Origin of the sequence: Sulfurimonas sp. (assembly GCF_041563035.1) — a bacterium.
Classification (GTDB): domain Bacteria; phylum Campylobacterota; class Campylobacteria; order Campylobacterales; family Sulfurimonadaceae; genus Sulfurimonas.
Window position 1 is genome coordinate 196,177 of sequence record NZ_JBFFNS010000001.1, and the last position, 13,852, is coordinate 210,028.

General features: G+C 34.4%; 15 protein-coding genes. 8 read left to right on the forward strand and 7 right to left on the reverse strand.

Annotated features, from left to right (window positions below):
• Window positions 1-39: 39 nt before the first annotated feature.
• Window positions 40-387 carry a YchJ family protein gene (locus ABZC13_RS00955; RefSeq protein ID WP_372998632.1) on the reverse strand — a complete coding sequence of 116 codons (348 nt, stop codon included), beginning with the start codon at window positions 385-387 and terminating at the stop codon, window positions 40-42.
• Window positions 387-2,348, reverse strand: a complete 1,962-nt coding sequence (gene acs, locus ABZC13_RS00960; protein WP_372998635.1) for an acetate--CoA ligase — start codon at window positions 2,346-2,348, stop codon at window positions 387-389. The genes ABZC13_RS00955 and acs overlap by 1 nt, the downstream gene beginning before the upstream one ends.
• Before the next feature lie 69 nt (window positions 2,349-2,417).
• Here acs and pta point away from each other — a divergent pair, with 69 nt between their 5' ends.
• Window positions 2,418-4,499, forward strand: a complete 2,082-nt coding sequence (pta, locus tag ABZC13_RS00965) for a phosphate acetyltransferase (RefSeq protein ID WP_372998638.1) — start codon at window positions 2,418-2,420, stop codon at window positions 4,497-4,499.
• Window positions 4,499-5,524 carry an acetate/propionate family kinase gene (locus tag ABZC13_RS00970; protein ID WP_372998641.1) on the forward strand — a complete coding sequence of 342 codons (1,026 nt, stop codon included), beginning with the start codon at window positions 4,499-4,501 and terminating at the stop codon, window positions 5,522-5,524. The genes pta and ABZC13_RS00970 overlap by 1 nt, the downstream gene beginning before the upstream one ends.
• Here ABZC13_RS00970 and ABZC13_RS00975 read toward each other — a convergent pair.
• Together ABZC13_RS00975 and ABZC13_RS00980 are read right to left on the reverse strand one after the other, a co-directional pair.
• Window positions 5,521-5,964: a hypothetical protein gene (locus tag ABZC13_RS00975; RefSeq protein ID WP_372998645.1), complete on the reverse strand. Its 444-nt coding sequence runs from the start codon at window positions 5,962-5,964 to the stop codon at window positions 5,521-5,523. The two genes, ABZC13_RS00970 and ABZC13_RS00975, sit on opposite strands and share 4 nt — an antisense overlap.
• Window positions 5,965-6,081: 117 nt before the next feature.
• Window positions 6,082-6,300 carry a cold-shock protein gene (locus ABZC13_RS00980; protein ID WP_321268031.1) on the reverse strand — a complete coding sequence of 73 codons (219 nt, stop codon included), beginning with the start codon at window positions 6,298-6,300 and terminating at the stop codon, window positions 6,082-6,084.
• A 239-nt stretch (window positions 6,301-6,539) separates the two neighbouring features.
• On the opposite strand from ABZC13_RS00980, the gene ABZC13_RS00985 reads away from it, so the two are divergent.
• The gene (locus tag ABZC13_RS00985) at window positions 6,540-7,082 is read left to right on the forward strand and encodes a hypothetical protein (protein ID WP_372998649.1); all 543 of its coding nucleotides are present in this window, start codon (window positions 6,540-6,542) and stop codon (window positions 7,080-7,082) included.
• Between the two features lie 112 nt (window positions 7,083-7,194).
• On the opposite strand, the gene ABZC13_RS00990 is transcribed toward ABZC13_RS00985, so the two are convergent.
• Window positions 7,195-7,797, reverse strand: coding sequence for a putative metalloprotease CJM1_0395 family protein (locus ABZC13_RS00990; protein ID WP_372998652.1), 603 nt, complete (start codon window positions 7,795-7,797; stop codon window positions 7,195-7,197).
• Between the two features lie 70 nt (window positions 7,798-7,867).
• Between ABZC13_RS00990 and ABZC13_RS00995 the strand changes: the two genes are divergently transcribed.
• Together ABZC13_RS00995 and ABZC13_RS01000 are read left to right on the forward strand one after the other, a co-directional pair.
• Window positions 7,868-8,071, forward strand: a complete 204-nt coding sequence (locus ABZC13_RS00995) for an RNA-binding S4 domain-containing protein (protein ID WP_372998655.1) — start codon at window positions 7,868-7,870, stop codon at window positions 8,069-8,071.
• Complete coding sequence (locus ABZC13_RS01000; RefSeq protein ID WP_372998658.1) at window positions 8,071-8,685, forward strand: hypothetical protein; 615 nt, start codon at window positions 8,071-8,073, stop codon at window positions 8,683-8,685. Before ABZC13_RS00995 ends, ABZC13_RS01000 begins: the two co-directional genes overlap by 1 nt.
• Here the strand turns inward: ABZC13_RS01000 and ABZC13_RS01005 are convergent.
• A complete protein-coding gene (locus ABZC13_RS01005; protein ID WP_372998660.1) occupies window positions 8,599-9,309 on the reverse strand; it encodes a DUF445 domain-containing protein in 711 nt (236 codons plus the stop codon). The genes ABZC13_RS01000 and ABZC13_RS01005 overlap by 87 nt on opposite strands.
• A gap of 66 nt (window positions 9,310-9,375) precedes the next feature.
• On the opposite strand from ABZC13_RS01005, the gene ABZC13_RS01010 reads away from it, so the two are divergent.
• Window positions 9,376-9,816, forward strand: coding sequence for a hypothetical protein (locus ABZC13_RS01010; protein ID WP_372998663.1), 441 nt, complete (start codon window positions 9,376-9,378; stop codon window positions 9,814-9,816).
• Between the two features lie 3 nt (window positions 9,817-9,819).
• Window positions 9,820-12,945 (forward strand): efflux RND transporter permease subunit, encoded by a 3,126-nt coding sequence (locus ABZC13_RS01015; RefSeq protein WP_372998667.1) that lies wholly within the window; start codon window positions 9,820-9,822, stop codon window positions 12,943-12,945.
• Between the two features lie 66 nt (window positions 12,946-13,011).
• Here the strand turns inward: ABZC13_RS01015 and ABZC13_RS01020 are convergent, their stop codons facing one another.
• Complete coding sequence (locus ABZC13_RS01020; protein ID WP_372998670.1) at window positions 13,012-13,407, reverse strand: rhodanese-like domain-containing protein; 396 nt, start codon at window positions 13,405-13,407, stop codon at window positions 13,012-13,014.
• A 67-nt stretch (window positions 13,408-13,474) separates the two neighbouring features.
• Here ABZC13_RS01020 and ABZC13_RS01025 point away from each other — a divergent pair, with 67 nt between their 5' ends.
• Window positions 13,475-13,846, forward strand: a complete 372-nt coding sequence (locus ABZC13_RS01025) for a hypothetical protein (protein ID WP_372998673.1) — start codon at window positions 13,475-13,477, stop codon at window positions 13,844-13,846.
• Window positions 13,847-13,852 lie beyond the last annotated feature (6 nt).

A 13,852-nucleotide genomic window follows, 5' to 3' on the forward strand; every position in this document is an offset into this window, starting at 1 on the left:
TGTTTATTTTAGGCTAAAGAGTATTAATACTGTATAAATTTATTTTCCACAACATTTTTTAAATTTTTTACCACTTCCACATGGGCAACTCTCATTCCTCTCAACCTTAGAGTTGAAAAGTTCTCCATCAAGATATTTCCATGCTCCATCTAGCATTACAAAATTACTTTTTTCGTGCAGAACATTTACTTGATTGTTTTCTCTGTAGTAAGCCTTAAACTCAACCGTATCTTCATCGGCATTTAATACATCTAGTTTTAGCCACTCTATAGAAGTCGGATGACTTAGCTCTTCTACAGTTTGATGTACAGATGTCTCTGTCAAGTAATTCCAGTCTTTTTTTACAAAAGCTTCATATCTGCTTCTCATTAGTTCTTCGCAGTTCATCATTTTCCTTCTTGCTCCTTAGTCGCTTTTATAATCTCTTCAACTATAGACGGGTCTTCTAATGTTGAAATATCTTGTGTAATCTTTTCGCCTACTGATATACTTCTTAGAATACGACGCATTATTTTTCCAGAGCGAGTTTTTGGCAGTCCAGGTACAAAGATAAAACGATCACACTTAGCAAATGCTCCGATCTCTTTTTTGATTATATTGTTAATCTCCTGAGCCATATCTTCATACTTTTCATGCTCTTTGAGGTTTAGTATAATAAATGCACAAAGTGACTCTCCTTTAATAGAGTGTGGCTCTCCAACTACAGCAGACTCTGCTACCATAGGGGCATTCCCGATACTGGCTTCAATTTCAGCCGATCCTATACGATGACCAGATACATTTATAACATCATCTGTACGACCGGTTATCGTTATATAGCCATTCTCATCTATCATAGCACCATCACCTGAGAAGTAAACAGGTTTTCCATCCTTTTTACAATCACCAAAATATGCTTTTTTAAATCTGTCATCATCTCCCCATACCCCTCGAATCATTGAAGGCCAAGGACGTGTGATGCACAGAAGTCCTTTTTCACCTATAGGGGTAGGATTTCCATCTTTATCTATAACTTCTGCCATTATCCCAGGAATAGGCAGTGTTGCACAGCTTTTTTTAATCGGTGTAGCTCCAGGGAGAGGGGATATCATATGTCCTCCTGTTTCCGTCTGCCACCACGTATCTACAATAGGACAATTTTCTCTACCGACTTTAGTGTAGTACCATTCCCATGCTTCAGGATTGATAGGTTCACCTACCGTACCAAGTATTCTGAGTGAGCTCAAATCATATTTAGCAGGTTCATTATCACCGACTTTATGAAGCATGCGAATAGCAGTAGGAGATGTATAAAACTGAGTGATTTTTAGGTCTTGTACTGTTTTCCACCAACGGCCTGCATCTGGATAAGTAGGAACGCCTTCAAACATTACCGTTGTAGCACCTGCTGCTAATGGTCCATAGACTATATATGTATGTCCTGTTATCCATCCTATGTCAGCTGTACACCAGTAAATATCGCTATCTTTTATGTCAAATACCCACTCCATAGTCATCTGAGCCCAAAGTATATAACCTGCTTGAGAGTGTAGGACACCTTTTGGTTTGCCTGTACTTCCTGAAGTATATAGTAAGAAAAGAGGATCTTCGCTCTGCATTACTTCTGCTTCACATTCATCACTCATTGTGTCAATCAAGTCATTATAAATTTCATCACGACCTTTTACAATATTTATATCTTCGTAGTTTCTCTTAACTACTAAAACTTTTTCGACAAAATCACATTCACCTTTAGCCAGTGCAGCATCTACTGTGGGTTTTAGAAGGTATGCTTTACCGCGACGAAAAGCTCCATCTGCTGTAATAATGAGTTTTGCTTTTGCATCTAAGACACGACTATGAATGGCATCTGCAGAAAAACCTCCAAATACGATAGAATGAATAGCTCCTATTCGCACACACGCAAGCATCATATATGCAGCTTCTGGAATCATCGGCATATACATAACGACGCGGTCACCTTTTGTAATGCCAAAATGATTCCTTAGAAGATTAGCAGTCTTATTTACATTTAGAGATAGTTGCTTATAAGTTATATTTTGTATATCCCCTTGTTCTCCTTGAAAAATAATAGCTGTTTTATCAGCTTTATCTTTTAAGTGACGGTCTATACACTGTTGAGATACATTGAGTTCACCATCTTCAAACCAACGTACAAAAGGCATATTGGAATCATCGAGTACTTTTGTATATGGTTTATGCCAAGCTATTTTTTCTTTTGCATAACTATCCCAAAAGTCTTCATAATTATTTTTTGCAAAGTCTTGTAACCTACTATACTCATCCATGCTGTTAATAGCAGCATCTCTGAAAAGTTCTTTATTTGGATAAAAAAGTTTAGTTTCCATGGTAAAGCTCCTCTTGCTTGTTATATTTAGTTAATAATATTGTAGCATTTTTATTTGGTATAATAAAATATGAAAATAAAATCATTATATATATCAGCCAAAGAAAAGAATGCCGGAACCCTGTTTATCTCTATGGGGATGATGGAAATTTTAAAAAGAAATATACCAAACGTTGCTTTTTTTAGACCAGTTATCTACTCTAGATATGCTGAAGATGGAGATATAAGCTTTATGCTTAATAGATATAATCTAGAGATGGATTATAAGGATTGTTATGGTTTTGACATAGAGTATGTTGAGAATATGATTGCCAATAATAAAACAAATCAGCTTATGAATGAATTGATAACAAAGTTTAAAAAACTGGAAGATAAGTATGATTTTGTGCTTGTAGAAGGTATTAGACACTCCTTTTTAACATCTACAATTAATTTTGATTTAAATATAAAAATAGCCCAAAATTTTGGTTCTCCAACCATAAATATTGTTAATGCAAAAAACAAAGCGGTTGCAGATATTCATGACGATATCTTGATAGAAAATGAAAACTCTACATTTCAAGGGTGTACTCATTTTGCTACTTTTATAAATAGACTCGATGAGAAGCAAGAAAAAGATTTGAAGAAAATACTCAAAGAGTACCCATTAAAGTCATACTTCTTAAAAGAGATCAAAGAACTTGGTATGCTTAGTATCGCAGATGTAGTAGACTCTTTGGATGTAACACCAATCCTTTTAGAACCAAAAGATACAACAAGAATAGTTAGAGGTATAAAAGTCGCAGGTCTGACACTAAACAATTTTTTGGATCATATTGAAGAAGATGATTTAGTGGTTGTTCCAGCAGACAGATCTGATATTATTTTAGGTTTGATGGGAGCACTTTACTCAAAGAACTATCCAAATATAAGTGGTATAATTTTTCCATTTGGTATGAATGCACATCCAAATATAAAAAAACTTATCGATGGATTAGATAGTTTTGGTATTCCGGTCTTATCTGTAGATGATGATACATATACGACAGCTAAAAAATTATCTACTACACAAGCAAGGTTGAGGGTTACCAGTGAGAGAAAGATAGCACTTGCACTTGGTCTTTTTAATTCAAGTGTGGATATTGAAGCTATTGAGAAGAAGATATCTACAGTAGAAAGTAAAGTTTTAACTCCAATGATGTTTGAGTATAAATTATTTGAAATAGCAAGATTGAACAAAAAAAGAATTGTTTTACCGGAGAGTAGTGATGAGCGAATTTTAAGAGCAGCAGAGATTATTTTACGCCGTGGTGTTGCTGAGATAACTCTTCTTGGTAATAGTGAAGACATTACTGAACATTACTTGCGTCTAGGTCTGGATCTAAGCAAAGCGACTATTATAGATCATCACAGTTCTAATCTTGTAAAAGAGTTTGCAAAGACTTTTTATGAGATGAGAAAAGAGAAGGGATTAACATTTCAAGCTGCTGAAGATGCAATGACTCATGGAAACTATTTTGCAACTATGATGGTGTACCTTGGATATGTTGATGGAATGGTTAGCGGGGCTATAAGTTCTACTGGTGAGACGATAAGACCAGCACTTCAAATAATCAAGACAAAAGCTGATACTTCTATAGTATCTAGTGTATTTTTTATGTGTTTAAAGTCAGAAGTTCTAGTATATGGGGATTGTGCTGTAAATCAAGACCCGGATGCAGATACTCTAGCACAGATTGCTATCTCATCAGCAAAAACAGCAGAGGCATTTGGTATAGATGCAAAGATTGCAATGCTCTCATATTCAACTGGCGAGAGTGGCAGTGGTATTGATGTTGATAAGGTTAGAGAAGCTACTAAAATAGTAAAGAGTAAAAATGGTGACCTTCTCATAGATGGACCTATTCAGTACGATGCAGCTGTTAATAAAAATGTAGCTCGTAAAAAACTACCTGATTCAAAAGTAGCCGGAGAAGCAAATGTACTTATATTCCCAGACTTAAATACTGGTAATAACACATACAAAGCTGTTCAGCGTTCTAGTGGTGCAGTAGCAATCGGTCCGGTGCTTCAAGGGCTCAATAAACCTATAAATGATTTAAGTCGTGGATGCTTGGTAACAGATATCGTAAACACTATTGCCATTACAGCGATTCAGGCAGGGCAGGATTAATGAAAGTCGCTGTTATAAACTCTGGGAGTTCATCATTAAAGTTTAAACTCTTTGATATGTCTAGCGGAGAAGTTTTATATGCTGTATTAGTTGAACATATAGGTGAGAAAAATTCGCCTATGAAAACACATCACGATGCACTTGAGAGTATAGATGTAGATCTTAGTTCTATAGATGTTATAGGACATAGAGTAGTTCATGGTGGAGAAGAGTTCAATGAACCAACGATAGTAGATGATGAGGTGATTCGCAAAATTGAAGAGTTGACTCATCTTGCGCCACTACACAATCCTGCAAACCTTGAAGGAATATTGGTCTCAAAACAAAAAGCTCCAAATACGACACAAATTGCAGTGTTTGATACAGCATTTCACTCTAAGATGCCTCAAGTTGCATATCTTTATGCTCTTCCATATGAGATGTATGAAAAACATAAGATAAGACGTTATGGCTTTCATGGTACATCGCACTCATATCTTTTAAAAGAGTGTGCATTGCTTCTAAAAAAAGAGACTAAAGAGTTAAATATAATAACTTTGCATCTAGGTAATGGAGCAAGTGCATGCGCTATAGAAAATGGTGTAAGTATAGATACTTCTATGGGCTTTACACCGTTAGAAGGTTTAGTTATGGGTTCAAGATGTGGGGATATAGATCCCGCTATTGTATTATATATGCAGAGAGATTTAGGTTTTAGTGTTAAAAAAATAGATGAAGTACTAAATAAAAAGTCCGGACTGCTTGGAATCTGTAATAGTAGTGATATAAGAGATATCCTTCAACGTGATGATGACAAGTCAAAGTTGGCTATTGATATGATGGTTAGACGCGTTAAAAAATATATAGGCTCATATATGGCACTTCTAGGCAGAGTAGATGCTATTGTATTTAGTGGTGGAATAGGTGAAAATTCCGTATATATAAGAGAGAAAATAATGAACAATGACTTGGGTGGGGAAACACCTGTCTTTGTAATAAAAACAGATGAAGAGCTTGAGATTGCAAGGCAGTGTTTAAGTTTTTAAAACCAGCCTTGTGCATAAAATGAATTTTTTGTAGAGATAGTATTTAAGTTTTTTAAATCTTTTTGAGTTAATGCTTGATGTTTAATCTGATAAACCATATTTACTAAGTATGAATATGAGTCAAGATTTACACTTTTATTCATAAGTGCTTGAGTAGATAAAAAGTCCATAATTTCACTTCTGCTTAGTTTATCACAACTATGTTGAAGATTTTGAAGCATTAAAGCAAACAGTTCTTCATCAATCATAAATATATTATTAGCTATATTTTTAGAAGCATCTTCGTCAATTCCTCTTCTGTGTAGATTTTTAGCAATTGAGTTTGAAATAGAGTTTACTTTGAATTGCGTGCTAGCAGTTAAAGATGTTGTGATTACCGGAGCAAGTGTTAAAGAAGAAGCTAGTAAAACTGAAGATAAAATATTTTGATTTTTTTTCATTTTGTAACCCTTTAAATTGATAAAGTGATTATTCAAAAATAAAGTGTTAAAAAAGTGTAAAAGTGAAAGTTGAAAAGATGTTGTAGAACTGCAGGCTAAAAGCCCGCAAAAATGTTACTAAAGAGGAGTAACGTTTTCAGCTTGAGGGCCTTTTTGACCTTCGCCTACTTCAAATGTAACTTTTTGCCCTTCAGCAAGAGAAACACGTCCACCACCTGTGTGGTTTACTTGACGAAAGTGTACAAATACATCTTTTCCGCCATTGTCTTGTTGGATAAATCCATAACCTTTTTCTTCATTAAACCATTTAACTGAACCGTCTAGTAATTCTGCCATTGCAATACCTCTGTATTAAAATATCACTTCGTGAGAGAAGTGGAGTCAAAAATTGGAGAGTCTTTAGGGTCACAATTGAGCATAGTACAAAATTACACACTAAAGATGAACTCGAGCCTCATCTTTTCATCAAAAGTATTATATCTTATATTTTTTGAAATTATGCAAAAAATATAAAACTTTCACATTTTTGTGATTTTGTCGATATGTATAGTATAACAAGAGATGGAGGATTTACTATGCAAATATCATCTAACATGAGTGTGATGGGTTCTATAAAAAACTCATCTGTAATCAAACCTCTTTATACTGAAAAGATTTCAAAAGATGAAGTGAAAGATATTAGAGAGCAGTTGTCAAAAAATGCTAATGCGATGGCTTTTAATTCAGCATCTGTTCAGACTACCTTTACGAGTAGTGAGGATAGGTTTGCACTTCAGTATCAGGATTTTCAAGATTTCTTGAGTGATATTGGATATGAGGGTAAACCAATAGCTGAGCTATCTAAAGAAGAAGCTACTGAACTTGTAAGTGAAGATGGTTTTTTTGGAATTGCACAGACATCGGAGCGTATAGCGAATTTTGTTATCAATGGTGCCGGTGGTGATGAAGATAGACTTCGCGCAGGTAGAGAGGGTATGTTACAAGGTTTTAAAGAAGCCGAAACAATCTGGGGAGGAGAACTTCCTGAAATATCTCAAACCACTATGAAAAAAGCGATAGAAATGGTCGATAAAGCTATGCACGATTTAGGTTTTTCTATCATAAATAAAGAAGCTTAGGAGTTAAATATGTTAAAAATATTAATAGAAATAGTGGAGATACAACTTTTTTACGCATCTGTTGTTATTTTAGTGGGTGGGTATTTTATAAGTCCGTATATTAGCTGATAGTTTAGGCAGGAATATCCAGATCAGTTGAAGAAATGGATGAGTTGTTGTCTGCTTCGTTTTTATAAGTCTCTTTTCCCATTACGGCTTCTTGTGCTTCACGAGCAACTTGTTGCTGTGCTTTCATCATCATAACCATAGCGCTTGATGCTACAGCTAAATCTTGTCCGCTAGGGTCTGCCGGTGCCAGAGCAGAAGCTATAACTGCTTGTGCATTCGCAATAGTTTCTTGTGGTGTTGAACCAGATTGGAATGAGACTGAAACTTCCCCGCCTATAGCATACATCTTACCATCTGGACCTTGCTGATATGTATAAGTTGCTGCACCTGTAGAAGCTCCACCGCTCTGGTGTGCTGATTCGTGAGCACGAACCTCTGCATCTCTGGATTGAAGATCCAAAACCAAACGTTTTTCATCTTGGCTCAGTTCTTTAGTATCTTTTGATTTTTCTACTGCTTTTTTTTCTTCTTCTTTTGCCAGCTTTTTTTCTTGAGGAGTCTTCTGTTTTCTAAGGGGATCATCTTCGTAAACAAGACGTTCTTTATCATTGAGTTTTATAGAATAGTTAGAACCGATGTCGTATAAAGTGCTTAATCCAATATCCATAATACAAATTATACATCTGTATAAATTAAATTTGGCTATGATTCCATAACTAAATAAAGATAGGTAAATTATGAAATTTGAATTACAAGATGATTATATAGAGCTTTTTAAACTGTTAAAGGTTTTAGATCTAGTGGACAGTGGAGCGCATGCTAAGCTACTGATTGCTGATGGTTATGCTAAAAGAAATGGGGAAGTTGAGCTTCGCAAAAGAGCTAAAATTGTTTCCGGTGATATTATTGAAATTGCTGAAGTTACTATAGAAGTGAAATAGTGAAAGTTCTTTTATTTTTACTACTAGTATTGAGCACCCTTTTTGGTGACTTTTTTATAGTCAGTGGAGATAAAAAAGTTAAGATGAGTTCTCTTGAGACTGGAAAGATAGATTTTTCTACTTTTAAGACTATTGCTCATATAAATCGTGGAAATGATGAACTTCATGCACAAGGTGAAGAAGTTGCTTTTAACCATAGGCATCTAAACTTCAGACTTTCAACTATTGGCTTAGTTCAGTCGAATTATACTATGACTGAGTATAGTGATAAAGCTAAAGACAGTAGTAGCTCATACTATATAGATTTTCATAATTTTACTCGTGATGATGGAGTTATGCTACAGCTTTTTTACAAAAATAAATGGTATGTTGCTGTTTTAGGTAATCCGCTGAAGATTCTTCAAGATATGTTTTTGAAGATAGATATTAAGTCTATAGATTTGGATTTAAACAGAGCAATAGAAGCTATCAAACAAGCAAGACGTGCGTTTCCGCTTGATGATAAACTAAAAATGGTAGAGATTGAGTTAGAGCACAGAAGAGCTAACGAGGCCTATAAGCCCACCAAAAACTCCACCCCAAACGACAAGCCAGTCAAGGTGCTCTTTAATTAATTTTTGAACTATCTCTTTTACGATTTGTGGAGTCAGTTCATTTAGTCTTGCATCTATCACACTCTCTATCGAAACTAACATATCATTACTAAGTGGTGAGTTTTGCATATGATTTTCAAGTGTTTGGTTGAATGCATCTGAAGATACTATTTTTACTACAGCCGCTTTCATTTTTAGTGAAAATGGTTCACGAAGTCCATCTAAAGCACTCTCCCCACCAAACATACCAAGCATCCCGCCAAATGAAGACTCCATAACTGTTTTACTTAGTGCGTCAAATGCAGGAGTGAAGTCTGTTTCTTGGATGATAGGCTCTAAGTTAATCTTTTTCTCTTCATTTTTGAAAAAATCATCTAGTTGTTCTTTTGTGAAAAACTCATTCATCATAAGATTTTTAATAGACTCTTTAAAAGCTTCAAATCTTAAAGGAATAACACCTGAACCATAAAGAAAAGGAACCTTTTCAAAAAGCATATGAATTGCAAGATGATTAGTAAGGGCACCTGATAGTGCGAATAGACCTGCAAAAAGAAGTAAAGAACTCTGTTCATTAGGTATAACAAATGATAAAGCTGTTAAAATAACGGCAATAAAATGGGTAATAAAACTTTTATTTAATTTCAATATAATCTCCTGGTTTAAAAGCGAGATTATACTTAAAATATCAAATATAGCAAATATAGGATAACTATGAAACAAGAGAGTTATGAACTTTTTAAAAGTTCGGGCATAGATGAGATAACTGAGGTTTTAGCAAAAGAGTTAAACTTAAGAAATGAGCAGGCTTTTTGGGGTGATAAAGTTATTCCTTTTACAGAAGCTATTTTAAGTGTATTGATTCCACTAAGAGATTCAAATAGCTTATTTACGCCAGAAGGTGTTAGAGTAGATGAACTAACTCCAGAACTATTTTTTAACTGGAGTGATTTTGTAAGTCTGAAATCATTGGCTTTTACTATCCAAAGATCGAATAGACTTGAAGATGAGTCTAAAACAGATATCGATTTAAAAATATTAGGCGATTATCTTAGCCATTATAATGTAAATTTAGAAGATGAACTACTAGACTTTCCTATCTCACACTACAATCTGCACCAAGGTGTAAGTAACGTGATTAAGTCACTACTATAAAACATGACAGGGTTTATAAAGTATTTTTTAAATAACAAACGCCTAAACTATATGCTATTAGTCTTTTTAGCATATATGGGTTTTAATGCTTACGTAAATATTCCCAAAGAGATCTTCCCAGATGTTGAACTTGACAAGATAAGTGTTCTCGGTGCCTACAGTGGTGCAAGTGCAACAGTTATGGATAAGATGGCTGTCCGTGATATTGAAGAAGAACTTAGTAATATTAACGGTATAGATAAGACTGAGACAACTATTACCCCAGGTGCTTTTGCTATAATTCTGACGCTAAATGAAAGTGTAGATAAGGTAAACTTACTATCTCGTGTAAAAGACTCAATAGCACTAACTAGACAATATCTTCCATCTGATATGAATGAACCAGTAGCAAGAATTTTAGATAAGAGTAGGTCGCTTATTAAACTATCCCTCTCTTCAGATGAGATGACAAAGGGTGAACTAACTGCTATAGCCAAAGAGATTAAAACAAAAATTTCTAGGATAAAAAATATTAGTGAGATACTAATACGTGGAGACTCAAAAGAAGAAGTGTCTATTAGAGTAGATTCACAAGCAGTTCTTGCGTATGAGCTAAAGCATTCTAGTGTTTTAAAAGCTATATCAGATCTTTCATATATATTTCCGATTGGAGATATAGAAGAAAGAGGTAGTTTTATATATCTATCTACTGCAAACGGCAAGGAAGATGTCCATGAGTGGGAAGAAAGCATACTTAATATAGATGGTAAGTATATCAAATTAGGTGATATCGCCGAGGTTAAAATAGAATATCCACAAACAGACACGTTAGCATCTTTTAACAATAAACAGACTCTTACTCTTGTCATATCAAAAGGTGAACTTGGTGATTCTATTGCACTCTCTGCTGAGCTTAAAAAATATGCAAAAAAACTGCAAAAAAGTTATCCGAAAGTCACTTTTGACTTTTATCAAGACACCTCAAAACCGGTTGAAGACAGATTAAACACTGTTATCTCAAATCTAATGTTTGGATTGATTCTGGTGTTTTTGTCCATGTACGTTCTGATTAATCTAAGAATAGCGCTTATAGTTGCTTTAGGCATTCCGTTCTCATTTATTATAGGCTTATTATTTATATACTATATGGGCTATTCTATAAACATTGTTTCCTTGCTTGGAGCGCTCATAGTTATTGGTATAGTTGTTGATGATGCCATCGTTGTAAGTGAAAATATACAGCGTCATATAGATGATGGTATGGAAAATACGGAAGCCGCTTTGCTTGGTGTAAAAGAGATGATGCTCCCTGTTACCCTTGCTACAGTGTCTACTGTCGCTGCTTTTTTACCTATGTTTATGTTAAGTGGAGAGATAGCTCTATTTTTAATACTTATTCCTATTGTTGTTGTTATGATTCTTTTAGGTTCGCTCCTGGAGAGTTTTGTATTTTTACCGCTACATGCATCTGAGTTTCTTAAAAAAAGTAACAATATGGTTGACTGGAAACCGTTTCAAGAACTATACGGAAGGACACTCTCCTTCTTCATAGAGTATAAAAAGACGTTTCTGATGCTATTTCTTATTATTATTCCTATTGCAACAGTTATGACTGCTAAGTCTATGAGGTTTCAATTCTTTCCTAATTTTGATGGTAATAATCTTTATATATCCGGAAAAATGGATATAAATACTCCTTTGGAAGATACTTTCAAAATAGCAGGCGAGATACAGACGGAGATGATGAAGTACTCAGAAGAGTTTTCACTGAAGTCTATCTCTGCAACTAGTGGATACAGGAGAAGCCTCTCCGGTGATACTCAGAGAAATAACAGTGTTTTCTTTATAACAATGGAGCTTTATGACAGGGAAGAGACAAGCTGGATAAACAAATATGTAAGTCCCGTGCTGAACTTCAGTTTTGATTTTAATAATCCTGAAAAGATCAGACAAAAGCAAACGTTTGAGCTATCTCCTAGAGCAAGAGAACTTGTAATGCCTTTTAAAGAGAAGTACAAGATGGTAGAGCTTGGAGTTATGGAAGATAAGCCTGGACTTATAAGAAGTGATATTCAAATAAACCTCTCCGGTAGTAATGACGCTCAGCTTCAAGAAGCTGTAAAAAGATTAGAATCAGAGATATCAAAACTAAAAGGTATAAAAAATTTTAGTGATAATATCAGATATGGAAAGATGGAATACAAGATAAAGATAAACTCTTATGGTGAGAGTTTAGGTCTTAGTGAAGCATCTGTAGCCAGAGTTCTTAGCTCGTACTTTTTAGAGAAAAAGCAATCAACAACTTTTAATGAGCGCGGCGTAATGGAGATCAAGACAAGAGACAGTGCAAAAGATAATACAACTACTCTTTTAGACTTCAGCATAGCCCTTGAAGATGGCAGGTATGTAAAACTGACGGATGTAGCAGTAATTACTCAGATGCAAGATTATGAGAAGATAGATAAACTAAACGGAAGCATCGTTAAGACTGTGTATGCAAGTGTTGACAAGCGTATTATCACACCTACTGAAGTATTGGATAGTTTGCAAACAACTCTTGGAGATATCGCAAATTCCGGAATCGAAGTAAATCTGCTTGGAGAGAAAGAGAAGAAACAGCAACTAAAAGATGACATGAAAAATGCTTTAGTGTTGGCAATCTTTTTAATCTTTTTAACATTACTGCTTATTTTTTCTAAAATAAAATATGTTTTGATGGTAATGAGTGTAATCCCTCTTTCTGTTTTAGGAGCGTTGGTAGGACATAAACTTTTGGGCATAAATCTAAGTATGCCATCTGTAATAGGTATATTGGGGCTTGCCGGAGTTGTAATTAATGATGGTATTATTATGCTTGATTTCTTACATGGAACTCATAAGTCAGAGGATTTTTTCAAACGTGCTAAACTTAGACTTCGTCCAATTGTAATTACTTCTCTAACTACATTTTTAGGACTTTTTACACTTGTATTTTACGCTACTGGGCAAGCTGTTATTTTACAGCCTATCGCAGTATCTTTAAGTTTTGGTCTAGTGTGGGGGACATTTTTAAATCTTCTTTATCTACCGACACTCTATGCTTTGGTAAACGATATTAAGCCTCTTTCAAAAAAGCAAGATACAGAGCACCCCATAGCAGAAAAACTATAAGAGCAATCAGTCCAAAAAGAACTGTAACTCTTATAGTAAAATGAAAAAGAAATTTAAAAAAGCCCATTATTTTTCGTATGGAACTGTTTTTAGTTTCGCAGCTTTTAGATAGACGATACCGCCTAAAATATTGATAACATCATAGTGTAGTTTTTTAGCTAAAAAATCTGCAACTATGCTTGTTCTGCTTCCTGTTCTGCAGATCAGGGCAAATGGTTTTTTAGTATCTACTTTTTTATTTAGCTCAGTTAAAAAAGCATTAACGTCATAGCCTCCTCTTTCATCCCAAAACATAATGGTAATAGAATTTTCAACAATACCGGTCTCTACCCATTCTCCGGGTGTTCTGATGTCAACAATAGGAATTTTAGAGTCTAAAATTTTTTGTGATGGATATTCATTTGTCATAGATGCGAGTAGTGTAGCGCTTAAAATCATAAATGATAGTAATATTTTTATCAAGTTGTTCTCTCCATATAGTAATTAAAGTGTATAATTATAGCAACGATAACTAAACAATAGGTACAGCATGTCAGCATCTAATAAAGCTATAGAAAACTCAAATAGACTCCGTTACATAAGAGCACTGGAGCGATTTCACAAAAGTATAATATCTTATCTTATGAATACTCCTGAACTTTCAATGGATCGATATAGTAAAAAAATTGATAATGCTCTTAAAGTTCTAAATAGGATTGAAGAGATAGATCTTTATAAAGGTGAATTACAAGATTTGCAAAAGCTTGTAAAGAAGATAATCGCATTTAAAGATAGTGATAAAAGTATTGAAGATATTAAAGAAGATATTTTGTATAGCTCAAATCAGTTAGACAAGAGTAAAAATGCAAGAAGATATAAAAAAGATAAACACACAAATGCTAAATATGATGAGTGGGAATAACTAAGA

Coding starts and splice junctions, on each gene's coding strand:
- ABZC13_RS00955 (WP_372998632.1), bottom strand. CDS start 387: ATGAACTGCGAAGAACTAATGAGAAGCAGATATGAAGCTTTTGTAAAA.
- acs (WP_372998635.1), bottom strand. CDS start 2,348: ATGGAAACTAAACTTTTTTATCCAAATAAAGAACTTTTCAGAGATGCT.
- pta (WP_372998638.1), top strand. CDS start 2,418: ATGAAAATAAAATCATTATATATATCAGCCAAAGAAAAGAATGCCGGA.
- ABZC13_RS00970 (WP_372998641.1), top strand. CDS start 4,499: ATGAAAGTCGCTGTTATAAACTCTGGGAGTTCATCATTAAAGTTTAAA.
- ABZC13_RS00975 (WP_372998645.1), bottom strand. CDS start 5,964: ATGAAAAAAAATCAAAATATTTTATCTTCAGTTTTACTAGCTTCTTCT.
- ABZC13_RS00980 (WP_321268031.1), bottom strand. CDS start 6,300: ATGGCAGAATTACTAGACGGTTCAGTTAAATGGTTTAATGAAGAAAAA.
- ABZC13_RS00985 (WP_372998649.1), top strand. CDS start 6,540: ATGCAAATATCATCTAACATGAGTGTGATGGGTTCTATAAAAAACTCA.
- ABZC13_RS00990 (WP_372998652.1), bottom strand. CDS start 7,797: ATGGATATTGGATTAAGCACTTTATACGACATCGGTTCTAACTATTCT.
- ABZC13_RS00995 (WP_372998655.1), top strand. CDS start 7,868: ATGAAATTTGAATTACAAGATGATTATATAGAGCTTTTTAAACTGTTA.
- ABZC13_RS01010 (WP_372998663.1), top strand. CDS start 9,376: ATGAAACAAGAGAGTTATGAACTTTTTAAAAGTTCGGGCATAGATGAG.
- ABZC13_RS01015 (WP_372998667.1), top strand. CDS start 9,820: ATGACAGGGTTTATAAAGTATTTTTTAAATAACAAACGCCTAAACTAT.
- ABZC13_RS01025 (WP_372998673.1), top strand. CDS start 13,475: ATGTCAGCATCTAATAAAGCTATAGAAAACTCAAATAGACTCCGTTAC.